Genomic DNA, 23,117 nt, shown 5'->3' on the forward strand with positions numbered 1-23,117 from the left:
CTCGCAGCGAAAAAAGGCAATGACTGCCATGGGCTCTATCCGGTCGGATGCACGAAAATTTGGGCAGGCCGGTTTCGGATGGCGAACGGCACACGCCGCCCGCCACCATCGTTCAGAGGTCGATCTTCGCAGCGATGCTGAGGGCGTCTTCTAGCTCAACGCCCAGATAGCGAACGGTGCTATCGACCTTGGTGTGGCCGAGCGGCAATTGCATCGCGCGTAGGTTGCCTGTCTTGCGATAGATTTCCGACGCTTTCGTTCACCGTAGCGAGTGCGTGCCATACCCACTGGGCTCAAGCCCAATCGCGCACCAATCTTCCGTATTGGCGCGTAGAGATTTAGGGACGGTCGTGAAACCGGCTCGGGAACATGAAATCGATATGCATCATTTCGAGTGAGTTCACCCATGTCATGACAGAATCCCTTGTGCTTTCAGTAAGTTCGAACTGAACTGGCTGACCGGTCTTGCTCTGAAAGATTGACGCGCGCGCTCGGGGACGCCCGCTGCTTGCTAGGTCCGTCGAACAAGATCGCACCCGCGCAGTTTGCTGTCGATGGCGACATTGAAGAGCGCCAGGTCGCGCGAATTACCGCCCAGAACCTTTGCAAATTGGCGAAGATCTTTCGCGCACCGCTGCAGATGCGCAAAGCCTGACTAAAAAGGTGCTCGCGCCGTGTTCAGGTCACTGCATTCTGGGCCAGCAACACATTGTTTTTCAACAGAATGAGCCCCAAGCAGCCGCAGTTGATTTTATCCGTTCATTGGACATCAAAATCTGCCGTTAACTTGAACACTTCGACCGGTTCTCGGATACCCTTTAGCACAAGATCTCCTGTCGAGACCGACGAGAAGTCGTCCTCCACTGCTATTGCCGCACGGGTGCTGAGAAGGATTTCACCGTCCTCGGCCATTTCGCACAAACGGGAGGCGACGTTGATGGCAGTGCCAGAGGCGGTGTAGTCGGACCGGCCTTCGTAGCCCACCATCCCAACAGTTGCATAGCCAAGCGAAACGCCCACTCCGAAGCCCAGACGGAAGCCCATGCGCTTCCATTCTTGACCGAGTTCAGACATGCGTGAACGCATGGCGACGGCAAGGCGCACGGCGTTGCCCGCAGGGTCGTCGCATCGGATGGGGTCATTGAAAAGTACCATTATCCCATCACCCATTCGGTGATCGACGCCCGCTCCATGGGCGTTGATGAGCTTGCCCATCTCTTGGTGATAAGTTTGTAGAACCTCAATTGTCTCTTCGGGTTCGGCGGTTTCGCAGAAGGCAGTGAAGCCGCGGATGTCACAAAAGAGAACCCCTAAAAAGGCCCGGTGACTCGACAGCATCTTGTCTGAACCGGAGGAGATAACCGTGTCCGCCACGGCGGCAGGAAGGAAGCGCTTCAGCTTGCCCATGCGCTCGATCTCTCCGACTTGCGCGTCAACTCTTTCCCCCAATTCAGCGTTCAGGGCTTGCAACTCCTTAAATTGGCGCACGTTTTCTATGGCGATGACCGCCTGTGCCGCGAATCCTTTGACAAGACTTATGTCGTCTTCAGTGAACGGCAGAACTTCCCGCCTGTAGAGCGTGAGTGTTCCCACTGCTTGCGCGCCAGAAAGTAACGGCACTGACAAAAAAGATCGCGCACCTTCCTCGTCTACAATTTTGCGTCGCCACTCGTTTCCCGCATGATAAAGCGCGTCATCGGCGAGGTCATTGACTTGTATAATTTTCCCGGAGCGGATTGCTTCCACAACAACCAGCTTGGAGTTGTGGAGGTCTTCATCAAATTCAGACAACTTGGAAGCAAACTCGTGTCCAGTGCCTAGGTAGGCGGCGCATCTAACGCGCTTGCGCCGATTATCTGTGATATGCAGGAGCGCAAGCGGGGCGTGACAGAGCCGAGATACGCTTTCCAAAATAATGTCAAAAACGGGCTGCTCATCTGCGCGTGACCGACTGATGATGTCCAACACTTCGGCCGAGGCCTTCTCGTGAGCAAGTCGCTCTTGCACTTCGCGGAATTGGCGTACGTTCTCAATGGCAATCACGGCTTGCGCGGCGAAGGATTGAAGCTGCGAGATTTCGTCCTGTGAAAAAGATCGCTTTGTTCTTTGCTGCAGAACGAAGGAACCTATTGCGCGTTGATCTGCCATTAGAGGGATCACCAATTGGGAGCGCATACCTTCTTTCTCTACGAGTGCTACTCGCGTTGGTTCTCCCCGGTGGTATACGTCATCGCGCAAGTCTTCAGTAACGATGTTGCGACGCTCACGAACTGCTCGGGACACAGTCAAATCGCTGTCAATCGGCCATTTTTCTTCGCCCGGTTTCAATTTCAGAAACCGAGCACCAGCATTTGCTATGAGTTCAAGATGTGTTCCCTCTTTATTGAGCATCGCCAAAGCCGACATATCCACATCGCACAAACGCAATACGCTGTTGAGGATTGTATCGAACACAGGTTTTTCATCGTCGCGGGAACGGCTAATCACTTCGAGAACTTCTCGTGTCGCAGACTCGCGTTCAAGCCGGGTCTGAATTTCGTGAAATTGACGCACGTTCTCAATTGCGATCACGGCTTGCTCAGCAAACGTCTGAGCTAGCGACACCTCTGACGGATTGAAAGGACTGATCTCTCGCCGAAACAGAGTTAAACATCCTATTCCGGCGCCGTCCTTGATTAATGGAGCAAAAAGTACACTTCGGATGTTTGAAGTATCGACCATGGAACGGACAATAGGACTGCCATTTTTGTAAAGTTCGCTTGTTCCCATATCGTCGAATGCAACAAGACGACCATCAATGATTGATCGCGCCGCGTAGGACAAGTCTCTGTCCATACTCATCTGCCCACTCTCAAACAAATCGACTGCTGCTTGGAACATACCATTGTGAGCGGCCAGCGTCTGCGCGTTGTCATCTGCAGTACCCAAAACCAGCCCCGCAAACGGCGCATTGCAGAGCTTGCAAGCGTGGTCGAGGATCGCATCAAAGACAGGTTTTTCGTCTTCACGGCTCTGGCTGATGACTTCAAGAATGCTCCGTGTGGCCGCCTCTCTTTGTTGTCCGCGCGCGAGATCACTCAGCAGACTTTCTCGATCTAATCCCCCTCGCGAGCCCCGCGCGCCCATCTCAACCACCTCTTTACGCTTGTCGAATTTAACCATGTAGGACTTCGCATGCCAAACAAATGCACCAACGCTGCCAATCAACGACGGGTCCAAATGCGAATGAGCATTTGTCCAGGATCTGCCAGTTCGACCCTACCAACTAAAATGAGAGTCTCCATTCAACATCGCGCGCCAGGATGAGCGCTTCCAGCGTGGGCTTGATCCACGCCGAAATTATGCAAATGGCGGGCGACGATCTGTGCCGTGCGCGTTTCGGTAAAGCCGATTTCCGGATGAGCATGCAGGTCCTGTAAAATCGCGGTCAAATCTTCGGCACTGTCTGCAATGGTGAGAAGAATACTCAAGCCAAAATCTCTTTTATATGCGCTTCTGTTGCCGAATGAGCCTGGGCAAGGATGGCGGATTACCATTTTTGGCTGGGAGGCCAGTTCTTAGGTGGTTCTTTGCCAATCGAGTTTAATTATTGAGTGCTCCCCATCCAGACCCTTTAGCGGAATTGTCATCGGGTCGCGAAAAAGAAACTCATTCGACCCGCCAACCATGATCCGCGTGGCGTCTGACACACAGATATCACTTGGCGCAGCAAGCGACGCGATGCGAGCGGCCTTGTTTACCACTGTTCCGAAGTGATCGGCGCCAGAAGTAATCACTTCGCCGGTATGCAAACCAATACGAACTTGCAGTTTCGGTTCGGCGGTTTCAGCTGCATTGGCGCGCTGAATATTCTGAGCCGCTAACAGGGCAGCCCTCGCGGATCCGAAGGTAGACATGACACCGTCACCAAGCGATTTCACTAATTGCCCACCGCTATCGACGATATGGGTCTCGACCAGCTTTAGGTGCCTGCGCACAGAATCGGTCCAGAGTGTATCCCCTATCGTTTCAGCGATGGTCGTGCTGTCGGCGATATCTGTGAACATGACAGTCGCTATTCCGCTTTGCCCAAGTTCGTATGGGGTGGACAGGGCGGCATCGAGAAGTTCCTCAAAACCTTTTGCCTCGTAGCCGAAGCCTTCAACATTGTTGACGGGAATAGAGTTGTGAACATGCACGATTTTCCAGGAACCCTTGTCGAGGTTCAAAATGACGGTGGAGCGCAATTGCGCGGATTGTCCCGTTTCAATCGCGTCGATGGTTGCCTTCCATTCCACCCAGCCAAGGGATCCGCATTCAAAACCACGCAGTTCATCCGGGCGCCACTGAAACCGTGGAACCTCCTGAATATATTGCGCCATGCCACGACGTAGCGCGTCATCCCGCCACGCCTCATCCTCGTCAGAGCCAAAATAGGACAACGCGGGATCGTCAGAGAAAAGATGTGCGACCGTTTCGCCGTCGCCGCGCCCGTACGCTTTGATCCAACGTTCCACTATGGCTGCAAGTTCTGGCGAAGGGCATATCCGGTCTGTCATCAAGTGAATGATAGCAACTACAGCGTCTTGCGCATAGCACTCTAAAAATAGAGAACCGGTGAAAACCAAATGCAGCAGCAGCGCGGAAAGCCGCGGCTAGCGCAACAGATAACCCATGGTATCAAAGCACTCAGAATTTTCGACGTCACGCAAAGATCACTTTCGAGATAACTGCATCTGGCGGCTTTTTCCGTGTTTTGTCTATTCATGCGGCGGTCTGCACGAAGTTCCCAATTCTCAACCCTTAGGCCGAATGAGATGTCCTCCATCTTCCCATGCAGACAAGCCCGCGCGAGCAACTTGTTCTCCGTTGGTCTCCTGAACGAAGTGACCTGCGTCTGGCAACATCAGAGGTGGGCGGACTACGCCCAATATTTCGTGCATGCGTTTCATCAGCCTCGGCGGGATCAGAACATCTGCTTCTCCTATCGCCATGAAGCTGTCGCCCGACCAGTCAGTTTTCCACCATGCCGCTGCACGTCGCGACACATCAACGCCCTCCATGTCGGGTTCGGTCATTACCAGCGACGGGAACTTCCGCACGCCGCCCCGATAACGCGCGTCCGGGAAAGGGGCGGCGTAAGCGGCCGCAACTTCATCACTCATGCCGGGCACGTATTTTTGAAACAATGCGGCCACATCATAGTCCGGTTGAGTTCGGTGGAATTCCCTCCAGGCATCGAATCCTTCGCTGCTACCGCCACCCAAGCCAAGAACTGTGTTCATAACCAATAGCCGATTGAAGCGATCAGGCATGTCTGGTGGAATGGTAAGACCAAGAAGCCCACCCCAATCCTGTACAACGAGTGTAATTCCTTTGAGATCGAGCGTTTCAATCAACTCGATCAAGCTCTGTCGGTGAAATGTGAAAGTGTAGCAATTGTCTTGGATAGGTTTGTCAGACCGGCCGAAACCGAACAGGTCAGGAACGACAACTCGGGCGCCAGTCTCGAGAAAGACCGGGATCATATGCCGATACAAAAAACTCCATGAAGGCTGCCCATGAAGGCACAAGAACACCCGCTCTGCATCCTGCGGACCTTCGTCTATTCTTGCCATCCGCAGGCCTTCATACCCGGCCAACTGATCTTCGTACTGAGGATGCCAGGCGAAATCAGGCAGGTTTAGAAAACGATCGTCTGGCGTACGTACTGCGTCAATAGGTGACAATCCTGTTCCCTGCATTTCTGTTTCTGTTGGCTAAATTTGCATCATTCAGAGTTTCTCACAAGCTGACATGGCAATTCACGAATGAATGGCAACTTCGTCCACGACCAGCTCGTTGCCTTCGAAATCTTCGCCGCGCGCAGCACAGATGGCCGGTTTGACCACTGCCATGCATCGAAGAAGTTTATGCACATGCCGAATCTTTCTCGCCGCGTGCGTGCGCAGCGAGAAAATCGAATTCACAGAATGGGCTCTCTGCCGACTTTCTCCGCGAATTGCCTCGAATGGTCGAGTGAGCCCAACCTGTACCCTGGATTTTATTGCTGCATGCGCTTGCAGCAGTAACGACACTGCAACTGCCGAATACCTTGTGCGGCCAAGCAGCGGAAAAAACTGTCATTCATGCAAATAGCAGCGATGCTCGCGGCGGCGGCTCACAGTTCGCTCAACAAAACCGTCCTTCACTTCATCCGCAACAGCTATCGCCTAGCTGAATTGGTGGACACGGGACCGTGGCATATGAACAGTAAACACAACAGTCGCCTTCCAACGGCTTCAAAACTGTTTTGCACGACTTGCATTCATAGAACCACTGGCAAGCATCCGTTGGCATTTGCTCGGTTTCACTGTGGCCGCACTTCGGGCAAATCAGGGTGCTTTCTAGGACTACAGTTTGTTTTGTCATAGTCTCACATCTGCATGATCAGGTAATCGTTAATCCATGCCTCGTTAAACACAACGACCCAACCCACGCCGGTGATTAGAGTCGTTCCTGCAAGCCACCATTTCAACGTCGGCAAGGAACCGCGCCGATAAGATACCATCCATGATATCACGACGAGCGCCGTTGACATCGTCAGCACATAGTAACTCGCTGCGGCAACCTTCCCAAAGATTGCCAACCAACTGCCACCCAGCCCCAGTAACATCATCGTCATGGGCAAAACGCAGCAAGTCGCGACGCCAAGCGCTGATAGCGATCCCAAATAGCTGAGGCTAAGGTACTTCTGCATTCTGTTTCCCTGATGGACTACGTCGCGCGGAGTTGTAGAGACAACAACCTCTCGTTTAACTTCTGTAGCCACTACAGGATCAAGACAGGAAATCTCACATGTTTGCGATTGGGGAGGCATCCCGGCAAAGCGGTGTCGGAATTGATACTATCCGCTACTACGAACGCGAAGGGATCGTGCCGAAACCAGAAAGGGCATCGAATAATCGACGCATGTACTCCGCGCACGATGTTGGACGGCTTCGTTTTCTAAGGAAGTGCCGAGACATGGGTTTTTCGCTTGCCGATGCAAAGGTGCTTCTCAACCTATCCAAAGGTGATAGCGAGGATTGCCAATCCGTTAAGGAACTGGCCGAGCTTCATATCTCCAATGTGCGTATGAAGATAATCGAACTTAAGCGATTGGAGGCCGCCCTGAATGAACTTACGGCCAACTGTAACATCGGGAACGTTTCTTGCCCGATGCTTGCGCAGATACGGACCTACTAATGGCACTTTGAGGCTCGCAGTCGCCCTATGCCAACGCAGCATGACCCAAGATTCGGGCCGCGCAGAATCTACCGTTCGTTAGAGAGGTCAACTCGTTGATTTAGCAATGTTTCAATCACTCAATGAACATTTGTGCCTTGCCGCGGTGTTCTTGAAGCACGCGGCGATTTCGGACAGTGAGCCCTACCTGCCGTGCCTGAGCAATCAATTTGCTGCATACGCATTCGGCAGGTTTTATCGGAAGCCGACCTCTGATTTCCGAACCACAGAGCAATGGTTCTGCTTATCTTTGTCCCAAATTGGGCTGGGCAGACTTAGATCTTCTGTTGCTTTCCGTTGTATCAAGGCTTGTATCGTGTGTACTCGAAGTCCATATACACAGGGCTTACGTTTTTCTTTTTCGACCTGCTGTCTCCCAAACTCGGCGTTCAGTCTTTCGATTCAGACCGACCACGCCGAGTCGCCGCAATAATGCGGGCGGCAAGTATTAGGAGACTTCCACCATGGCAAATGGCACAGTAAAATGGTTCAACTCGACCAAAGGTTTTGGCTTTATCGAACCTGAAGATGGCAAGCGCGATGTGTTCGTGCATATCTCAGCACTTGAGCGTTCCGGCATCAGCGAATTGAAGGACGGCCAGAAGGTCACTTTTGACGTCGAAGCTGGCCGTGACGGGCGCGACAGCGCCGCCAATCTGGCACTGGCCTGACCTTTTACGGGCACCCTTATGGGGTGCCCGTTTGCACAATGGGCTGCTAAAAGCCCTTGGAGAACAAGTCAGTTGCAACAGCAGGAATTGACCCGGGCGCTCGCGCAATACCGTGTGCCCGATACGAAGCGTAGCGTTATTGAACTGACAATCACTGTCATCCCCTTTTTCGCGCTATGGGGCGCAGCGTGGTTTGCGCTATCCCTTAGTATCTGGGTCACTGTTCTATTGGCCATCCTGAACGCCGCATTTCTGGTGCGTATCTTCATCATCATGCATGATTGTGGTCACGGATCTTTCTTTAGAAGCCGCACCGTTTGCAATTGGACCGGCCGGGTTCTGGGTGTTCTCGCCCTGACACCCTATGACGTCTGGCGGCAAAGCCATGCGATTCACCATGCCTCAACCGGTAACCTTGATCGGCGTGGTCTGGGTGACATTCCTACATTGACCATTGAGGAATACCTGAAACGGAATTGGTTCGGGCGTGCCGCTTACAGGTTAATCCGGAACCCCTTCTTCCTGTTCTGTATAGTACCGGTCTACACGTTCTTTTTTCAAAATCGCTTGCCCTTTGGTTTCATGCGGTCAGGCTGGCTGAATTGGGCAAGTGCAATGGGAACAAACGCCGCGATTGCGGTGGTCCTGGCTCTGATTTTTTGGACCGGAGGCCTGGATGTACTGGTTTTTGTATTCCTTCCAACCATGATCGTCGCCGCATCGATTGGTATTTGGCTATTCTATATTCAACACCAGTTTGAACACACGACTTGGGAGCGGGAAGAAGTGTGGAATCTTCAGAACGCCGCATTCTATGGAAGTTCTCACTACGCCCTGCCAGGCATCCTGCGGTGGTTCTCTGCCAATATCGGTGTGCACCATGTTCACCACCTTGCCAGCCGCATACCGTTTTATCGGCTAAACGAGGTTTTGCGTGACCATTCCGAGTTGGAAAATTGCCAGCGTATTACTCTATATGAGAGCCTTCATTGCGCACGATTGCATCTTTGGGATGAAGAAAGTCAGCGCCTGCTGACGTTTTCTCAGGCTTTGTCGAACGCCAATCCCAACAAGAGTTTAGTGTAATCTGGCGCGCACCAAAAAGGCGTCGACAGTATCACCGCCGAGGGCGCGAATGGCCTCTAGTCGGTGAAGGCCTTCAATCAGCACGAACCTCTTGTTGTCCGCGCGTATCTGAATCGGGGTCTTCTGGCCGTTCTTCAGGATATCTTCGGCCAGCGTCAGGACTTTTTGCTGATCAAGTGTTTTTGCACGCTTCACAGGTACATAGATCAGGTCGAGCGGGTATGGTTTCTTCTCCAGCATAAGCTACGTGTGCAACCTTTCGTGCATTTGTTCCGGTTCAGAGTTCTCTACAAAAGCGGGGGCTGGAACGTACGTCATAGAACCGAACGAACAGCGTCGCGCAGTTCCTGATGCATAATCCAAGTTGCTGGCTCATCGTCACTTTCGATGTGAGAAAATGCCAGGACCTGAGCGGCGCCATCATTCTGTACCGATCCGGCTTCGGGTAGGTCCAGTTCCAGATATTCTGCGATCAATAGTCCGATTTTCTTGAAAACCTTGATGGAGGCCTCGCGTGATTTGTAACCGGCTGCCTGAGACAAGTGACCAATGGTCAGACCTTCCCTACCTGCGATAGTAAGTGCTTTGAGCATTGTGACCTGCGCAGGGGTGAGCCTGATCTGGCGCAATGCCTCTGCATATTCTCTTGCACTGGGAACGAGCGTGCCGGAGTTTCCTTCCAAACGTCGTTGACCGCTACGTTTCCTGTCTCGTTCTTCGAGAATTCCTTTTAAGGCTTCAATGGCCAACTCTGGTGTTTCACCAACTGCATCGGCAATCATTGCCTGCGTTTTAGCTGGTGGCTTGGGGAATGCGCGCGCAACGCTGTTACCGCTCAGAATGCCGGCCTTAATCAAGTACTTGCCAAACTGTTCCTCAATCACACCGGCTACGTCAGCGTTCCGCGACTTACGAACACTGCGTTCCTGAAATGCTCTTTGTTCTAGGTCGCGAATTGCCGATTTTGGGTGTCGGAGGCTAACCCGAGGGGTGCTTTTACGCATCAGAGAAACACCACCACAATTATGGCCGCAACAATCACCGCCGATGCGACAAACATCTTTATGCTGTAGGACCAGCGTTGCGCCTTTTCGGCTTTGAGTATTTTACCCAGGTTTTCGTCAATCGAGTTATGGTTCACGGATTCGTCCTTCCGGATATGTCAGGAGGTATTGGTTCCCACCAACCTATTGTCGCGGCACATTTTCGGTGCACTTATCGTTCTGTCGTGTAAACGGCCGATTGCATTCCCAACCGTCACCTCTCCGATTCAAGTGAGCATTTGAAGGGACAAGGATCGCAATGCATCTGTCCCGGTTTGCGCGATAACCTCGTTTGCATTTCCATCCAGAAAAGGTTTCAGGCGCAAGATATGCATGCTGTGGAATTGCCACAGGTTCACAGCTACTCTCCGCTGCCCTGTAACCTCTGAGGCACACCCAACCATCCGCGCTGTTTTTGTCAGTCAGGCGGCCGTTGCTCGGGACATTAATCGCAACACAATCCTGATCCTCCTTACGAAATCCCCAGTTGCAGTGTATTTCTTGTACGCCAAACCTAGTTTCGACGTACCCATTTTGAGGTGAAATCACCTCTTCACACTCGTCCCCGATACGCTGGAACAACCGGTTGCATTCCCACCGATCTCCGGTTGAGGCAAGATAGGCATTTTCCGGAACTCTTATTTCCTCACAGAGTTCTCCAACGTTTTGAAAACCATGATTGCATTCCCAGCCGCTGCCATAGGAGCTACCCGTCAAATATGCGTTTTTTGGTACGTCTGTTCTTTGACACGATCCGTTCTTGTTTTCGAAGCCTTCGTCACAGACCGATCCATCAGCATTGCCTGCGACTTGGGCAGGAAGCTGCGTTCCGGAGAGCAACACCAAGAGTGTCGGGATCAAACAAAGAATGCAGCGCGTAAACACGATGAATGACTGATTGAAAAGGAGCCTGAGACCTAATCTATCGGGCATCAAACACGCAATTTATAAGCCATGTGCAGTTCATACGGCGCCTTCTTTCATGGTTCACGCGATGACTGGGGCTTGTCAGGTGACAGTTGCGAATGCTTGCGAGGAACGAGCTCATAGCGAAGACCCCAGCGAAACCCGTTCCTATGCTGGGGCACATGCTACAGTTATTCTGAAGGCCATTGGATCATCGAAGCCGGCAGCATCGCGGCGACGAGTAACTTTCACCAATGCACTTTTGTGGTCCTTAGCCAGAATAGAGTCAAGGAAGTTTCCCTTGTCGAAATGGAAGTACCGCCAGGGCAGGTAGTTTTTGAAACTGCCGGTGACCAAGATCCTTGGTGAACTACCGAAAGAAATTGTCTGGCCTGAGTGCGGCGAAAGAGGAGTATGTGATCAAGGCTTCCCCGTGACTATGAATGACTGGCCTGATAACATTGGCTGCAACGCAGCGATTTTCGCGCCGCTTCTGCACAAGTACTCGCGGCGTGATCAAATGGCCGCTCGGTCCCGCACCCTGTAAATTGCGCCTGAGCCGAGAAAACTGTGCTGCGAGCGTACGCAACAAGATTTTGACACTTCCGCTCAGGGCACGCTACGTCCCACTCCTGCGTAAAAGAACTAGAACCACTATGGATTGGCGACCGACAGCGCCGCTCGCCAAACTGTCTCAGATGTCTATGCGCTCTGCAATGCTTAGCGCGTCTTCCAATTCAACGCCCAGGTATCGCACGGTGCTATCGACCTTTATGTGCCCAAGCAGAAGTTGGACCGCGCGGAGATTTCCTGTCTTGCGGTAGATCTCAGCTACTTTGGTTCGGCGAAGCGAATGCGTGCCATATCCGCTCGGTTCCAATCCGATTGCGGTCACCCAGTCTCGAACCAGCCTGCCATACTGGCGCGCCGAGATGTGTGGTCGATCATGGAATCGGCTTGGAAACATGAACCGGCTAGCAAACATTTCCGGTGATTTTACCCATACCAATACAGTTTCTCGCGTGTTTTCCGTCAGTTCGAATTGAACAGATCGCTTGGTTTTGCTCTGGATCACCGAAACACGCTCACGGACGCGATCGTCTTTGACAAGATCGGTCACAGCGAGTTTGACCAGATCGCAGCCGCGTAGCTTGCTATCAATCGCGACGTTGAACATTGTGAGATCACGCAGATTTCCAGAAAGTTCGAGCCGGGCACGGATCGCCCAGACCTGTTTTGGGAGTAGCGGTCGTTTCTGACCGATGATCCGCCCCTTGTTCCAAGCTCTGGGTTTTGGGGTGACTGCAGGTAGTTGGACTCTTAGCATATTTTGCACTCCGATCCACCCTCCGCACCCAAGCAACAGCACCGCGCTGACCACCGAATAGTACAAGCGGCGTGAATGCCTGCTGTCCGATTATGAATACTGGCATGGTTTAAGTGTGTGCATTAGGCGGCTTGAGCCCATATCACTACGCATAAGAACGGTTCGAGTCCAAACCGCGCGTACGCTTCGTCTTCAGCACCGATTACCGATCGGGTTCCACGTTAAAAGGCCCGGGTCAGCACCAATAAGATAAAATGAGATATGATCAGAAAAGCTGGTAAGACCGGCGTCAGGTTATCAGCGACGCCGAGCTAACCCAGGGCTTACTGATACGCCATTTCGCCACGCGCTCAACCCCTTGCAGCGTCGACAAATCCGCTCTCCGAACCCTTCGCTCCAGAATGGCGTTCTGCAACGAAGACACGGGCGTTCTTGCGGCACGTCATTGTGGGCGCGAGCCATGATCGTATCTGCGTCGTTGTCGAAGTCTTCCATCAGTTCTTAGCCTCGATTTCTGTTTTGGTTTATACAGCGACTGGAAAAGAAAGTTCCGAGCCCGAAGCCTTGAGATTGAAGGAGCTGCCTGGTTCAGACTGTCCGATGGGACGGCCTGTAATCCGAGGGGTTTTAATAGGACGAACTGGCATTCCTTCGTTCTCAGCAGCTTGGACAGCAAAAGCATACCGAGAACCGCTTGCGCATCCTCGTGGTATGGCTCGTTGATCTGATGATCCGTCGTCTGCCTCAGAAATGAGCGACTCCGAGTAGAGGTGCCGAAGTTGAGTCTCAGACACACCGTCAGCTTCCATGATCAGTTGCACCATCGGATCGGCCAAGAGTTGGTCGAGCAGGAATTGCGACAACTCCTTCGCAGACAATTTATCCCTTGCGCGGGCTCTCTCCAAATCAGTAAGAGAAACGGTCAACGTTCGCGCCAGACCGGGGTGAGATTTCCGTGGAAGCAGAAAGATTAGCACTGATGCTTTCCAGGCTTCTGGATCCAAATAATCTGGTGGTGCGGAAAGCTCAGTTTCTATGTCGTATTCGCCCGCCGGGAGTAATTCGTCAAAGCCAGGGAAAGTAAACGGCCTGGAAAAGACTGCGATTGTCTTGCTGATTAGTTGGTTCATTTGGGTAGTTCTCCTTTGCTGATACCGCTCGCTCGGAGATGTAAACAAGAACAAGCCACCCGCTCCCGGCAGGGTATTATCAGTTTTGAGGTTTAGGCTTTGATTTTTCGGGGACGGCGTCCTGCCCTTTCGACGTCACTTCTTTTTTTGACGCGTCCGCATCGTTTTCCTTCAGTGCGGCAGCCGCTCTGGTCGTAAGGTCTTTGAAAGACATCATTTTGATCCTTTGATTGTCCGCAACACTCACGAGCCCAGATAGGGTGTGAAAAGTGAATGCGGGTACCACCAATATAGGTATTGGTGGCCCAATTTACTACGTAAAGCCGTAGAATAAGACGGGTGGATGAAGCAGAACCGAGGCGGCGGCAACCCTGGCGCGCTACTTTCGCTTCGAATATGGGCGATCAGTGTTCGCTGCGGTGCAGTCAACCAATGCGCCATCACCATGGAAGACTTTTGCTACATCGGGTGCAGCCATGCCGCGCGAGAGCGCGCTATAGTTCAATTTCAGCTTCACCTCGCCACCAGGGCGAAGCAGACAATTGGTGTTTTCAACAACGATATGATCACTGGTGGCTCCGACGAACGTGACGCCAGCAGGGAAAATTAGACCCGCCGCATCGGTGTCCTGGAGTCCAATGGCAAGGATCGACCGAGTGTTCGAAGGACTGTCTAAAGTCACACACTGCATTGAAGGTATGGGATAATTCAATTGCAAGGGATTTGGATTTGATTTGGTCTTCGTTTCGATCACTTCCGCCCAAAGCGTAAAAACATCTGTGTAAAGCCCGTCGATCGCGTATCCCGAAACGGGATCGGTACCTAACAGGATGGCCTCACCCAGACGCAGGTTGTTGATCTTTCCGGTCGCCCCCTTGCCAAGCGCCCATGGCAAACTGGCAGAACCGCCGCCTGACACTGTTTCCAGAGCGGGTCCACTTGCAAGTTCGGTATCGACGGCAAGCGACGAAAGCAATTCCATTGCTCCTGCAGAGGGTGCCACATGACCCAGACAGGCAAAATTTGCACCAATCCCCTTCAGAGAAATCCCTTCCATTCTAAGAATTTGAGACACAGTGCGCTCAAGGTGTTCAGGCAAGATGCCATCCCGCATATCCCCCATTTCCACCATCAGGATAATACTGTGAGTAATGTTCTTTCCCAGCGCACTCACGGCCAGGCTTGCGATAATGTCCATTTCTGTGTTGAAGCTGACATTGCAGTTATCAACAACTTGCGCGACCTGGCTCAGCATGGGCGTTCGGATCAAGGATATGGAGCACGAGATCCCAGCATCGCGCATACGTATGATATTGCTGATCCGCGCGTCCGCCAGCCCTGTCGCGCCACCTTCTAGCATAGCATTCGCAATCTCAGGATGACCGCAAACGGCTTTTGTCACACCTGTCACCGTAATTCCGCGGGGTCTAAGGTGGTCGACCAGGAACCGTGTGTTGTACCGAATTTTGTCCAGATCAACGTCAATACGCAGCTTGCTCATTCAATCGTCGTAGCACGTACGGGTTGCAAGCGCGGAAAGGCAGATAGAACCATATTCACCAAGTTTTTTGGAGGACGGTTCAATGCGTCAGTGACCGGGAGATACAATTTGCGGTTATAATCTGTGATGGCCTTTGAAATCTCAATATCATTCATTCCTTCATGGTTGATCGTCATGCCAATTACCTCTGTGTTCGCAAAAGCCTCGATCAGGGTGATTTCATCGCAAGGGTCGGGCATTGTCATGTTGGGGAAATCACATCGACGTTTTCGTTTGGGCGCGTGTTGAAGAATAACTGCATGTGGCTGACTGCCTCGCAGAATGAAGGCTGATGTGCAAAAGGCCGGATGGCTTAGCGCGCCCTGGCCCTCGATCACTATGACATCCGGGTGTTCATCTTCAGATGCTGCAACAACAGCGCGCTCAAGCTCGCCACAGCAAAATTGCGGCGGCACCGAATCCATCGCGACACCATACTTGGCGCCCTGCATCAAACCAGTTTGGCCGGTACCGACCAAAACTGTTTTGATCCCATGCGCGTTAAGGGCACTTGTCAGGATTGTCGCGGTTGTACGCTTTCCAATTGCACAATCGGTGCCGAACACCGCGATGCGGATCGCCTGGACGTCTCCAATACTGCCATCTAACAGGCGCAGGTCGGGATTTGGCCGCGGCTTGCGAATGTCGCGTATCGTGACATCGTGAATTTTGGCAAATCCGGCGAGCTCCTTGTCATCGCTAAGAAATTCATGCAGCCCACTGACGATGTTCATTCCGAGCGTTATCGCATCCACAACAACTTCGCGATCCTCAAGGGACATTCTGCCGCTGGCCGGCGCCATTCCGTAAATAAAAGTGTCGGGGATCGTAGCTTCATTAGCGACGGCGGCATCAAGATCATCGAAGATGGGAACCTGATTTGCGATATTATCAAGCACTTTGCCACTGTCACAACCGCCATACGTGCTGTCGATCACCGAAAGAACGCGATAGGCCTGTGAATGTCGAACGAGACCATTAGCCGTCTTGCCATCGATCTTTGCGAAGTTTCCTTCGCAATACACAATTGCAGTCGGTGTATCTGTCACAAGTGTCTTGCGGTGAAGCTCTGGAAAAACTGCTTGTTCAGGCGGCAGCTTTTGCGCATCGCTGGCAATGAACTGCTTGGCATCCGACGCAATGGGTACGGGTTTCATATTTGTTCCTTTTTAGAGTGTGAAACGTGCGTCCTTGGTAAGGACGGGCAAAAATTGTGAAGTTTGGGAAAGTGGGCTTTCTGTCTGAATTCTCACTGGTTCAGAACACACAGCCCTTCTGATCGATGATAGTTTTTGTGGCATTGCCACCCATTGCCGGATCGGTCTATATGGGCATTTGCCGGTAGCTCGATTGCATTGCAGCGATCACCGGACGCCTCGTAGCCACGTTCGCATTTCCATCCAACTCCATGGATCGCGTCATCGTAGAAAGCATTTTCAGGCACAAAGACGGCATCGCACCGTCCGTCGCGCTCAAAATACCCACGCTCGCACGTCCAGGGACGCCCGCTGGTTGATGCGTTCAGAAAAGCGTTTTCCGGCACCGCTACTGCCACGCATGCTTCTCCGTCTTTTTCGTAGCCACGGTTGCAACGCCATGCAGATCCATAAGTGCTATTCGTCAGGTAAGCATTATCCGGCACCACGATTTTCTGGCAGCCATCGTCTACTCTTGTGTATCCACGCAGGCATCGCCACCTCTCACCTGATGGATCGAGATATCCACCCTCAGGCACAATCACTTCAGTGCATGAGGTGCCGCCAACTTCAACAAAGCCATGCATACATGCCCACCCTGAACCATAGGTTCTGTTTGTGGGGTAGGCATTTCCCGGCACGACAATGGCCACGCATTCATCGCCTTCCAACCGATAGGACAAATCGCATTCCCAACCGTCGCCATACTTTTTGGGATGCGCGTTATCCGGCATCGAATTTGTTTCGGCCGATGCGGGATTTGATGAGATAAAGGAGCCCGCCAAGCAGCTGAAAACGCCGACAAACAGCGCCGTCATAAAGTGAGAGTAAAACCAGTGCTGATTTTTTCGATTTGTCCTGGTGCAAACGGCGTTGTCCGAATGTTGAGTGATTGAGTTACGATCCATCCAGGTTCAGCCCCTCAATGCAGGCCTGTGCCAGATCTTTGTTGGGGGTTTGGGATCCCGGTACCGTTGCCCAGCCGGCTGCCATAACGGCATCCTTTCGCTTGAAAGAAGAAGCTTCTTTGATCGTTGTTATTTTTTCGGCGCGTTGGGTGTCAGTTCTCGCCATGTCGACGCAGATCGGAACCAACGCAGCGATTACATTGTCGCGGGACATGGCGTTGGCCATCTTGTCCGCGTTACTGCCGGTCATCCATCCACCCCAAGAAAATCCAACTACGCCTACGAAAACTCCTCCGATCAGGGCGCCGTAGATTCCGGGTTTAAGCCATTCGGGCGTGTTCATAATCTATTCCTCCTGCGGGGAAAGCGCCGCATCGCTGTCATTGTTAGATGTGGCCAAGGTTTGGTCTTGCTTGAGCGCCAGTTCAAAATCTTCTGGGTCAATTGGGCGCATTTCCGTGCGACCTGGCTTGCTGCCTTTGCCCTGAACTGTCAGGTAGGTTCCGGTTCTGCGATATGCTTCGAAACTCAGGCCCTGTAGTAGTTCTTCTTCAACAACTACTTCATACTCGCCTGCAGGAAGTTCATCCGGGTAGCCGGACAAAGAGAACGGATTTGAAAACGTCACCAAAGAACTGGACGATCTCGTGCTCACCTTGGTCCTCCATATAGTTTGTTGGATCTTCCCCGCGCAGTCTGCCGCGGTACACGCTCGTAAGCGCCGCGGTAGTACTGGCGTTGTGATTTAGAATAATGTGCAAATGGCAGACGCGCGCTGATCGATGTTAGTCTGCGGCCAATGACCTGAGATTTTATTGGAATCTCAAATGCATTTGGTGCCCGAGAATCCGGTACTGCCAAAAATTGACTAACCTGCGTCAGTGCAACGATGTTTGGATTCCGGCAACGTGATGTGTGTTGGCGGGATATTTGCTGGCGTGTTCTTAACGAGTATTTGAGAAGCGCAGGAAATCCAGTACCGCAATCGGACTGTATTTATCTTGCGCTTCTTTTTCGGTGAAATCCAAAATCTGCCGAAGCGAATGGCGTCTCTAACCAGGCAACTATCATCAAAATCCCGGCATCGCTGAAGGGGTGAACCTATTGCTTCAACAGTGGCCCGGCCTGATCCAGATAAGTGGGGTCAAAACCGGCCAACGTCACCAGTCCGTCATAATCATCAAATGCCACTTGCCCGGATTGAAAAGTAACCAACCCCTTCTCCCGCAGTTGCCGTAGGACACGATTAACATGCACGGCACTCAGTCCCAGCGCATCGGCAAGGTGGTATTGTGTCAGGGGGCAAGTGTATCCCGTCTTGTTTGCCATCCCGACCTGAGTCAGCCTCACACCAAGTTCCAAAAGAAAATGCGCCATGCGCTCACCCGCATCTCGCCGTCCTATGTTGACCAGGTGCTCAACCACCATCGCTTCATCTCGAGATACCGCCCAAAGAATTGCTGTCGCCAGCCGGGGCGTCTGCGCAAATGCTTCCAGGAGATCATCCACTACTACTTCAATGGCTTGGATTTCCATGATTGGTTCTATGCTGTGATCCGAGGTGTGCAACAGAACGCTTCGCAAGCCCAGAAAGTCACCCGGTATTTGGAAATCGACGATCTGACGCGACCCGTCAGTCTGGGTTTTGTAGGAACAAACCCAGCCCGAGGCCAGAATGTAGGCCGCCTGCTCTGATTGCCCTTGATGCACAAGGTCACGTCCGGCTTCAAAGGTTCTGCGACGCTTGTGCAGGCGTGCCAATACCGCAAGTTCAACCTCAGTCAGAGCGACGAAGTTTGAAAGCTTTCGGGTGAGTGGACTATTTTTGATAGTGCGCAAGTGTTCTTCCTTCATCGATGAGCAGCCCGCGAAACTATCCGACGCCAAGACTGCTTTCGATCAGTTAAGTATACAGCAATCTATGCCAGTATGGTGCAATTCATCGTGGCGCTTCCATGCTTGGACGCCTGTTAGAAAAGGACGTCTACCATGGCTGACCGGCAAGACCATTCAGGAATGGCCGCACTCTCAATTTGTGAAGCGCTTTTGCTTGCAATTAAAGATCGTGAGCTTCTGCCCGAACATGAAATTGTGGGAGTTCTGCATGACGCAGCTGCTGCCCACGAAACAGCAGTCGGCAATAACGATGAAAAGGACATGCACCAGGCCGCCGCAGTTCTGATAAACAAGATCATTGCTTCCGGCTATCGCGTTCGGCAGTAACGTTAATTTCCTGTCAGAAAAACAAGATTACGCTTGTCAAAAAAGCATAACAACAAATAGAAGCACTATTGGTGCCTCGTTCCTGATCAATTCAAACACGAAGCAGGAACCAAAGTTCCAATCTCTGCAATATCTCGACTTTATGAAAAATTCCACGACCGCGACATACTCCCTCTTCCTCGCCACCTGCATGAGCCATAACGAGAATTTGCTTACTGGCTGAAGGCCCGCATGGCCTGTCCTGCTGCACTGCCAGCGACAACGCAAACGTTGGCTTTGTTCGGCGTCTAAGTTGCTGATCCTATGTGCCTCGAAACTACAGTTTGATAGTATCGCATCATCATAGCTTTGAATGACCGGTCTGGCGACAACAGCTGCAACGCAGCGATGAATGTGCTGCGACAGCAAATCAATGCCGCGTCAGCAATTGCCGCAATCGCACAAGTCCGGTTTGTCCGCTCACCTGCCATCTGACCACTGATTTTGAATGTCTGGAATGCTTGGTTCGCGACGTGCCGCGCATGCAAAGAATAGAATCCTAGTCGACGGCAGGTATGGACTCTTCCCCCCTTCACCCATCCCTCAGCACCAGATTGAACTGTACACGCGGCGGCTCTCACGGTTTAGTGCCACGACACATCGGCTCAGGGGACCCCATCAATGAAAGTCGCAACCGCTGCATATGATCTCGACTGGCTCGACAGCTGGGCGCAGTACGAGGACAAGCTGGACCGATGGGTTGCCGAGGCTGCCGGGCAGGGGGCTGAATTGCTGGTCTTTCCCGAATATGGCGCGATGGAGCTCTCGACCCTGGACGGGGCCCAGGTTGCCGGCGATCTGGAGCGGTCGATCCGGGCCGTATCCGACCGGATGGAGGATGTACAAAACCTGCATGCCCGCCTCGCAAAGATGTACAAAACCTACATTCTGGGTGCATCGGCCCCTGTCGTGGACGGAAGCGATCGTCCGGTGAACCGCGCCGCCTTCTACGCGCCGGATGGCAGTTTCGACCATCAGGACAAACAGATCATGACCCGGTTCGAACGCGAGGATTGGGACATTGCCCCGGGTGGTCCGCTCAAGCTGTTCGACACCGCGCTGGGCAAGATCGGTGTGTTGATCTGTTACGACAGCGAGTTTCCGTTGCTGGGCCGCGCACTGCAAGAGGCAGACCTGATCCTTGCGCCATCCTGTACCGAAGCGCTTTCGGGTTACTGGCGCGTGCGGATTGGCGCAATGTCAAGAGCTTTGGAAAATCAATGTGTTACGGTCATGTCGTCACTGGTCGGAAGCAACGACTGGTCCGAGGCGGTGGATATGAACACCGGGGCCGGTGGCGTCTTTGGCCCGCCCGACAAGGGGTTCCCGGCCACCGGTGTGCTGGCCGAGGGCACTTTGAATCAGCCGGGCTGGACCTATGCGGATGTCGACCTGTCAGCCATCGCCGAGGTCCGCGCAGACGGCCACGTGCTGAACCGAACCCATTGGGAGGAACAGGCCGCCCGAGTCGAATCGGTCACAATATCCGCTCTTTAGGTGATTCCGCCCTTGAAATAAGGCCGAAATAGGCTCATTTAAGCGCACACCCCCGCAGATTCTGCGGGCGCAACGCAATGATGGAGACAACATGGCCAAGGAAGATACGCTCGAATTTCCCGGTGTCGTGAAGGAACTCCTGCCTAATGCGACGTTTCGGGTCGAGCTGGAAAACGGCCATGAGATCATCGCACATACGGCAGGCAAGATGCGCAAAAACCGCATCCGTGTTCTGGCTGGCGACAAGGTTCAGGTCGAGATGACCCCATATGATCTGACCAAGGGTCGGATCAACTACCGCTTCAAGTAACGCCTGCCGCAATGGCGTTCATTCTAGGATCGGGCAGCCCAAGACGGCTGGACCTGCTGGCCCAGCTTGGCGTGCGGCCCGATGCCATTAGCCCACCTGACATCGATGAAACGCCCTTGAAGGGCGAGCTTCCGGTTCCGTATTGCAACCGCATCACGCGCCAAAAAGTGCAGGCGGTTCAGTCGGATAGAGACGACGTCACCCTCTGCGCGGATACCACCGTGGCCTTGGGGCGCCGGATTCTGGGAAAGCCCGAGGATGCGGGGCAGGCGGCGGAGTTTCTGCATTCCCTGTCTGGTCGTCGTCACCGCGTGATCACCTCGGTTGCGGTCCGGCGCGGAGACCGTGTGCTACAGCGTGATGTTGTCTCACAGGTCAAGGTCAAGCGCCTGTCGGACGTCGAGATCAACGCCTATCTGGCGACCGGGGACTGGCGCGGCAAGGCAGGCGCCTATGCGATTCAGGGTCCTGCAGGGGCTTTCATCCCCTGGATTTCGGGGTCGTTTACCGGCATCGTCGGCCTGCCCCTGTCCGAGACCGCGGCCTTGCTGCAAGGCATCGGCTATCCACTTTACCGAGAGGCATCATGAAAGGTCGCACCATTGTTCTGGACCACATCCAAGGCCGCGAAGCCGCGGCATTGATGGTCGACGGCAGGCTGGATGACTTCTTGATCGCCGCGAACGCACCCGCACCCGGCACGATCTATCGCGCTCGCGCTGACCGCCCGGTCAAGGGGCAGGGCGGAATGTTCCTGACCACGCCCGATGGACCTGCTTTCCTGCGACAAGTCAAAGGCTTGGGTCCCGGTGCCCTGTTGTTGGTACAGGTCACCGGCTTTGCAGAGCCCTGCAAAGCCATACCGGTGAGCAATCGCATTCTCTTCAAAAGCCGCTATGCGATTGTCACGCCGGACGCTCCGGGCCTGAACATTTCGCGCAGCATCAAGGACGAGGACATACGCGATAAACTGCTTGAAATCGCCCATGAGCAGATGGGTAACAGCGCCTATGGATTGATCCTCCGCTCCTGCTGCGCGGGTGCGGATGCCGAAGAGATCGCGGAAGACATCTCGGCCATGTTGGCGCAGGCAGAGCAGGTGATGAATGACGACGGGACCGAGCCTGAACTTCTCAGCGAAGGTGACAGCCCCCATATCCTTGCCTGGCGCGACTGGACCGACCCGGCCGAAGTCGTGACCCAGGCGGGCGGGTTCGATACCCACGGCGTTCTGGATGAACTGGACATGGTGCGTGGAGCGTCCGAGCCTTTGCCGGGCGGAGGGCATCTTTACATCGAACCCACACGCGCGTTGGTCGCCGTGGATGTAAACACCGGAGCGGACACCTCGCTGGCGGCGGGCACCAAGGCCAATTTTGCCTGCGCCAAGATGCTGCCCCGTGCTTTGCGCGTACGTGGGCTGGCCGGTCAGATTACGTTGGACCTCGCTCCTATGCCAAAGAAGGATCGCCGCGGGTTTGAATCCGCTTTGCGTGCCGCGTTCAGATCAGACCCGGACGAGACGATTCTTGCAGGCTGGACCCCGCTTGGCCATTTTGAATTGCAGCGAAAGCGTGGTCGCGTTCCTGTGATGGAGATCCTGAAATGAGCTGCCCGATTTGCGGAGGCGAGACCGAGCAGAAATTTCGTCCGTTTTGTTCCAGGCGGTGTGCGGACATTGATTTGGCCAAGTGGTTGAACGGGTCCTACTCGGTTCCTTCGCAGCGCGAAGAGGACCTTGAAGTCGAGGAAGACACGCAGGACTTCACGCCGAAGCGACCACATTGAAAAAATGTGAAAAAGCCTCTGGACACCGCTTGTAGCAAGTCATAGAAGGCCCCCACCTAACGACGAACGTCGTTCCCGTGCCCGGGTAGCTCAGGGGTAGAGCAGTGGATTGAAAATCCTCGTGTCGGTGGTTCGATTCCGCCCCCGGGCACCACTCTCAAATTTTGCTAAATAAAATCAAAAGCTTGATTGTGTGTTTTGTCCCACC

Annotated in this window: 27 protein-coding genes, 1 tRNA gene and 1 pseudogene; 10 read left to right on the plus strand and 19 right to left on the minus strand. The window is 53.3% G+C overall.

Annotation, left to right across the window (positions count from 1 at the left end):
* Window positions 1–112 precede the first annotated feature (112 nt).
* The 7 genes and pseudogenes from AC2FNN_RS17630 to AC2FNN_RS17660 form a co-directional block, all read right to left on the minus strand.
* A pseudogene (locus tag AC2FNN_RS17630) lies at window positions 113–640 on the minus strand (tyrosine-type recombinase/integrase).
* Window positions 641–759: 119 nt separating this feature from the next.
* Window positions 760–3,162, minus strand: coding sequence for a GAF domain-containing protein (locus tag AC2FNN_RS17635; protein WP_496759795.1), 2,403 nt, complete (start codon window positions 3,160–3,162; stop codon window positions 760–762).
* A gap of 122 nt (window positions 3,163–3,284) precedes the next feature.
* Window positions 3,285–3,470 carry a hypothetical protein gene (locus AC2FNN_RS17640; RefSeq protein WP_496759796.1) on the minus strand — a complete coding sequence of 62 codons (186 nt, stop codon included), beginning with the start codon at window positions 3,468–3,470 and terminating at the stop codon, window positions 3,285–3,287.
* Between the two features lie 87 nt (window positions 3,471–3,557).
* Window positions 3,558–4,496: a nuclear transport factor 2 family protein gene (locus AC2FNN_RS17645; RefSeq protein ID WP_496759797.1), complete on the minus strand. Its 939-nt coding sequence runs from the start codon at window positions 4,494–4,496 to the stop codon at window positions 3,558–3,560.
* A gap of 279 nt (window positions 4,497–4,775) precedes the next feature.
* Window positions 4,776–5,723, minus strand: coding sequence for a haloalkane dehalogenase (locus AC2FNN_RS17650; protein ID WP_480484409.1), 948 nt, complete (start codon window positions 5,721–5,723; stop codon window positions 4,776–4,778).
* A 448-nt stretch (window positions 5,724–6,171) separates the two neighbouring features.
* Window positions 6,172–6,390, minus strand: coding sequence for a GDCCVxC domain-containing (seleno)protein (locus AC2FNN_RS17655; RefSeq protein ID WP_237217120.1), 219 nt, complete (start codon window positions 6,388–6,390; stop codon window positions 6,172–6,174).
* Between the two features lie 4 nt (window positions 6,391–6,394).
* Window positions 6,395–6,718 carry a hypothetical protein gene (locus AC2FNN_RS17660; protein ID WP_170447553.1) on the minus strand — a complete coding sequence of 108 codons (324 nt, stop codon included), beginning with the start codon at window positions 6,716–6,718 and terminating at the stop codon, window positions 6,395–6,397.
* A 98-nt stretch (window positions 6,719–6,816) separates the two neighbouring features.
* On the opposite strand from AC2FNN_RS17660, the gene AC2FNN_RS17665 reads away from it, so the two are divergent.
* The 3 genes from AC2FNN_RS17665 to AC2FNN_RS17675 all read left to right on the plus strand — a co-directional run bounded on the left by AC2FNN_RS17665 (window position 6,817) and on the right by AC2FNN_RS17675 (window position 9,002).
* On the plus strand, window positions 6,817–7,206 hold the full coding sequence (locus tag AC2FNN_RS17665; protein ID WP_496759798.1) for a MerR family transcriptional regulator: 390 nt from the start codon (window positions 6,817–6,819) through the stop codon (window positions 7,204–7,206).
* A 503-nt stretch (window positions 7,207–7,709) separates the two neighbouring features.
* A complete protein-coding gene (locus AC2FNN_RS17670; protein ID WP_170430361.1) occupies window positions 7,710–7,916 on the plus strand; it encodes a cold-shock protein in 207 nt (68 codons plus the stop codon).
* 72 nt (window positions 7,917–7,988) lie between these two features.
* Window positions 7,989–9,002 (plus strand): fatty acid desaturase, encoded by a 1,014-nt coding sequence (locus AC2FNN_RS17675; protein WP_496759799.1) that lies wholly within the window; start codon window positions 7,989–7,991, stop codon window positions 9,000–9,002.
* On the opposite strand, the gene AC2FNN_RS17680 is transcribed toward AC2FNN_RS17675, so the two are convergent.
* The 12 genes from AC2FNN_RS17680 to AC2FNN_RS17735 form a co-directional block, all read right to left on the minus strand.
* Entirely contained in the window at window positions 8,994–9,242 is a 249-nt protein-coding gene (locus tag AC2FNN_RS17680) for a ParB N-terminal domain-containing protein (protein ID WP_170447556.1), read from the minus strand. The two genes, AC2FNN_RS17675 and AC2FNN_RS17680, sit on opposite strands and share 9 nt — an antisense overlap.
* Before the next feature lie 74 nt (window positions 9,243–9,316).
* Window positions 9,317–10,006 (minus strand): hypothetical protein, encoded by a 690-nt coding sequence (locus AC2FNN_RS17685; RefSeq protein WP_496759800.1) that lies wholly within the window; start codon window positions 10,004–10,006, stop codon window positions 9,317–9,319.
* Window positions 10,006–10,143, minus strand: coding sequence for a hypothetical protein (locus AC2FNN_RS17690; RefSeq protein WP_170613979.1), 138 nt, complete (start codon window positions 10,141–10,143; stop codon window positions 10,006–10,008). Before AC2FNN_RS17690 ends, AC2FNN_RS17685 begins: the two co-directional genes overlap by 1 nt.
* Window positions 10,144–11,645: 1,502 nt before the next feature.
* On the minus strand, window positions 11,646–12,278 hold the full coding sequence (locus tag AC2FNN_RS17695; protein WP_496759801.1) for a tyrosine-type recombinase/integrase: 633 nt from the start codon (window positions 12,276–12,278) through the stop codon (window positions 11,646–11,648).
* Between the two features lie 524 nt (window positions 12,279–12,802).
* A complete protein-coding gene (locus AC2FNN_RS17700) occupies window positions 12,803–13,408 on the minus strand; it encodes a hypothetical protein (protein ID WP_496759802.1) in 606 nt (201 codons plus the stop codon).
* Window positions 13,409–13,487: 79 nt separating this feature from the next.
* Window positions 13,488–13,622: a hypothetical protein gene (locus AC2FNN_RS17705; RefSeq protein WP_269149748.1), complete on the minus strand. Its 135-nt coding sequence runs from the start codon at window positions 13,620–13,622 to the stop codon at window positions 13,488–13,490.
* A gap of 165 nt (window positions 13,623–13,787) precedes the next feature.
* Window positions 13,788–14,909, minus strand: a complete 1,122-nt coding sequence (locus AC2FNN_RS17710; protein WP_170403720.1) for an alanine/ornithine racemase family PLP-dependent enzyme — start codon at window positions 14,907–14,909, stop codon at window positions 13,788–13,790.
* Window positions 14,906–16,105, minus strand: coding sequence for an N-acetyltransferase DgcN family protein (locus AC2FNN_RS17715; protein ID WP_496759803.1), 1,200 nt, complete (start codon window positions 16,103–16,105; stop codon window positions 14,906–14,908). Before AC2FNN_RS17715 ends, AC2FNN_RS17710 begins: the two co-directional genes overlap by 4 nt.
* A 92-nt stretch (window positions 16,106–16,197) precedes the next feature.
* Entirely contained in the window at window positions 16,198–17,052 is an 855-nt protein-coding gene (locus AC2FNN_RS17720) for a hypothetical protein (RefSeq protein ID WP_496759804.1), read from the minus strand.
* Window positions 17,042–17,395: a hypothetical protein gene (locus tag AC2FNN_RS17725; protein ID WP_170452329.1), complete on the minus strand. Its 354-nt coding sequence runs from the start codon at window positions 17,393–17,395 to the stop codon at window positions 17,042–17,044. The genes AC2FNN_RS17720 and AC2FNN_RS17725 overlap by 11 nt, the downstream gene beginning before the upstream one ends.
* A 3-nt stretch (window positions 17,396–17,398) precedes the next feature.
* A complete protein-coding gene (locus tag AC2FNN_RS17730) occupies window positions 17,399–17,707 on the minus strand; it encodes a hypothetical protein (protein ID WP_170452327.1) in 309 nt (102 codons plus the stop codon).
* A gap of 446 nt (window positions 17,708–18,153) precedes the next feature.
* Window positions 18,154–18,906 (minus strand): Crp/Fnr family transcriptional regulator, encoded by a 753-nt coding sequence (locus AC2FNN_RS17735; protein WP_170499212.1) that lies wholly within the window; start codon window positions 18,904–18,906, stop codon window positions 18,154–18,156.
* A 135-nt stretch (window positions 18,907–19,041) separates the two neighbouring features.
* Between AC2FNN_RS17735 and AC2FNN_RS17740 the strand changes: the two genes are divergently transcribed.
* From AC2FNN_RS17740 to AC2FNN_RS17770, 7 genes are all read left to right on the plus strand, one after another.
* A complete protein-coding gene (locus AC2FNN_RS17740) occupies window positions 19,042–19,275 on the plus strand; it encodes a hypothetical protein (RefSeq protein ID WP_170743324.1) in 234 nt (77 codons plus the stop codon).
* 660 nt (window positions 19,276–19,935) lie between these two features.
* The gene (locus AC2FNN_RS17745; RefSeq protein WP_496759805.1) at window positions 19,936–20,811 is read left to right on the plus strand and encodes a carbon-nitrogen hydrolase family protein; all 876 of its coding nucleotides are present in this window, start codon (window positions 19,936–19,938) and stop codon (window positions 20,809–20,811) included.
* A gap of 91 nt (window positions 20,812–20,902) precedes the next feature.
* On the plus strand, window positions 20,903–21,121 hold the full coding sequence (infA, locus tag AC2FNN_RS17750; RefSeq protein ID WP_005978431.1) for a translation initiation factor IF-1: 219 nt from the start codon (window positions 20,903–20,905) through the stop codon (window positions 21,119–21,121).
* Between the two features lie 11 nt (window positions 21,122–21,132).
* The gene (locus tag AC2FNN_RS17755; RefSeq protein ID WP_496759806.1) at window positions 21,133–21,711 is read left to right on the plus strand and encodes a Maf family protein; all 579 of its coding nucleotides are present in this window, start codon (window positions 21,133–21,135) and stop codon (window positions 21,709–21,711) included.
* The gene (locus AC2FNN_RS17760; RefSeq protein ID WP_496759807.1) at window positions 21,708–22,730 is read left to right on the plus strand and encodes a ribonuclease E/G; all 1,023 of its coding nucleotides are present in this window, start codon (window positions 21,708–21,710) and stop codon (window positions 22,728–22,730) included. Before AC2FNN_RS17755 ends, AC2FNN_RS17760 begins: the two co-directional genes overlap by 4 nt.
* Window positions 22,727–22,909, plus strand: a complete 183-nt coding sequence (locus AC2FNN_RS17765) for a DNA gyrase inhibitor YacG (protein WP_496759808.1) — start codon at window positions 22,727–22,729, stop codon at window positions 22,907–22,909. The genes AC2FNN_RS17760 and AC2FNN_RS17765 overlap by 4 nt, the downstream gene beginning before the upstream one ends.
* A 79-nt stretch (window positions 22,910–22,988) precedes the next feature.
* Window positions 22,989–23,063, plus strand: a tRNA-Phe gene (locus tag AC2FNN_RS17770).
* The last annotated feature ends 54 nt before the right edge of the window (window positions 23,064–23,117 follow it).

The organism is Ruegeria sp. BHSA118 (genome assembly GCF_059613405.1).

Excerpts from the sequence above, each read along its gene's own strand:
- AC2FNN_RS17635 (WP_496759795.1), bottom strand. The coding sequence starts at position 3,162 with ATGGTTAAATTCGACAAGCGTAAAGAGGTGGTTGAGATGGGCGCGCGG.
- AC2FNN_RS17650 (WP_480484409.1), bottom strand. The coding sequence starts at position 5,723 with ATGCAGGGAACAGGATTGTCACCTATTGACGCAGTACGTACGCCAGAC.
- AC2FNN_RS17655 (WP_237217120.1), bottom strand. The coding sequence starts at position 6,390 with ATGACAAAACAAACTGTAGTCCTAGAAAGCACCCTGATTTGCCCGAAG.
- AC2FNN_RS17660 (WP_170447553.1), bottom strand. The coding sequence starts at position 6,718 with ATGCAGAAGTACCTTAGCCTCAGCTATTTGGGATCGCTATCAGCGCTT.
- AC2FNN_RS17665 (WP_496759798.1), top strand. The coding sequence starts at position 6,817 with ATGTTTGCGATTGGGGAGGCATCCCGGCAAAGCGGTGTCGGAATTGAT.
- AC2FNN_RS17670 (WP_170430361.1), top strand. The coding sequence starts at position 7,710 with ATGGCAAATGGCACAGTAAAATGGTTCAACTCGACCAAAGGTTTTGGC.
- AC2FNN_RS17680 (WP_170447556.1), bottom strand. The coding sequence starts at position 9,242 with ATGCTGGAGAAGAAACCATACCCGCTCGACCTGATCTATGTACCTGTG.
- AC2FNN_RS17685 (WP_496759800.1), bottom strand. The coding sequence starts at position 10,006 with ATGCGTAAAAGCACCCCTCGGGTTAGCCTCCGACACCCAAAATCGGCA.
- AC2FNN_RS17695 (WP_496759801.1), bottom strand. The coding sequence starts at position 12,278 with ATGCTAAGAGTCCAACTACCTGCAGTCACCCCAAAACCCAGAGCTTGG.
- AC2FNN_RS17700 (WP_496759802.1), bottom strand. The coding sequence starts at position 13,408 with ATGAACCAACTAATCAGCAAGACAATCGCAGTCTTTTCCAGGCCGTTT.
- AC2FNN_RS17705 (WP_269149748.1), bottom strand. The coding sequence starts at position 13,622 with ATGTCTTTCAAAGACCTTACGACCAGAGCGGCTGCCGCACTGAAGGAA.
- AC2FNN_RS17710 (WP_170403720.1), bottom strand. The coding sequence starts at position 14,909 with ATGAGCAAGCTGCGTATTGACGTTGATCTGGACAAAATTCGGTACAAC.
- AC2FNN_RS17715 (WP_496759803.1), bottom strand. The coding sequence starts at position 16,105 with ATGAAACCCGTACCCATTGCGTCGGATGCCAAGCAGTTCATTGCCAGC.
- AC2FNN_RS17720 (WP_496759804.1), bottom strand. The coding sequence starts at position 17,052 with ATGGATCGTAACTCAATCACTCAACATTCGGACAACGCCGTTTGCACC.
- AC2FNN_RS17725 (WP_170452329.1), bottom strand. The coding sequence starts at position 17,395 with ATGAACACGCCCGAATGGCTTAAACCCGGAATCTACGGCGCCCTGATC.
- AC2FNN_RS17735 (WP_170499212.1), bottom strand. The coding sequence starts at position 18,906 with ATGAAGGAAGAACACTTGCGCACTATCAAAAATAGTCCACTCACCCGA.
- AC2FNN_RS17740 (WP_170743324.1), top strand. The coding sequence starts at position 19,042 with ATGGCTGACCGGCAAGACCATTCAGGAATGGCCGCACTCTCAATTTGT.
- AC2FNN_RS17745 (WP_496759805.1), top strand. The coding sequence starts at position 19,936 with ATGAAAGTCGCAACCGCTGCATATGATCTCGACTGGCTCGACAGCTGG.
- infA (WP_005978431.1), top strand. The coding sequence starts at position 20,903 with ATGGCCAAGGAAGATACGCTCGAATTTCCCGGTGTCGTGAAGGAACTC.
- AC2FNN_RS17755 (WP_496759806.1), top strand. The coding sequence starts at position 21,133 with ATGGCGTTCATTCTAGGATCGGGCAGCCCAAGACGGCTGGACCTGCTG.
- AC2FNN_RS17760 (WP_496759807.1), top strand. The coding sequence starts at position 21,708 with ATGAAAGGTCGCACCATTGTTCTGGACCACATCCAAGGCCGCGAAGCC.
- AC2FNN_RS17765 (WP_496759808.1), top strand. The coding sequence starts at position 22,727 with ATGAGCTGCCCGATTTGCGGAGGCGAGACCGAGCAGAAATTTCGTCCG.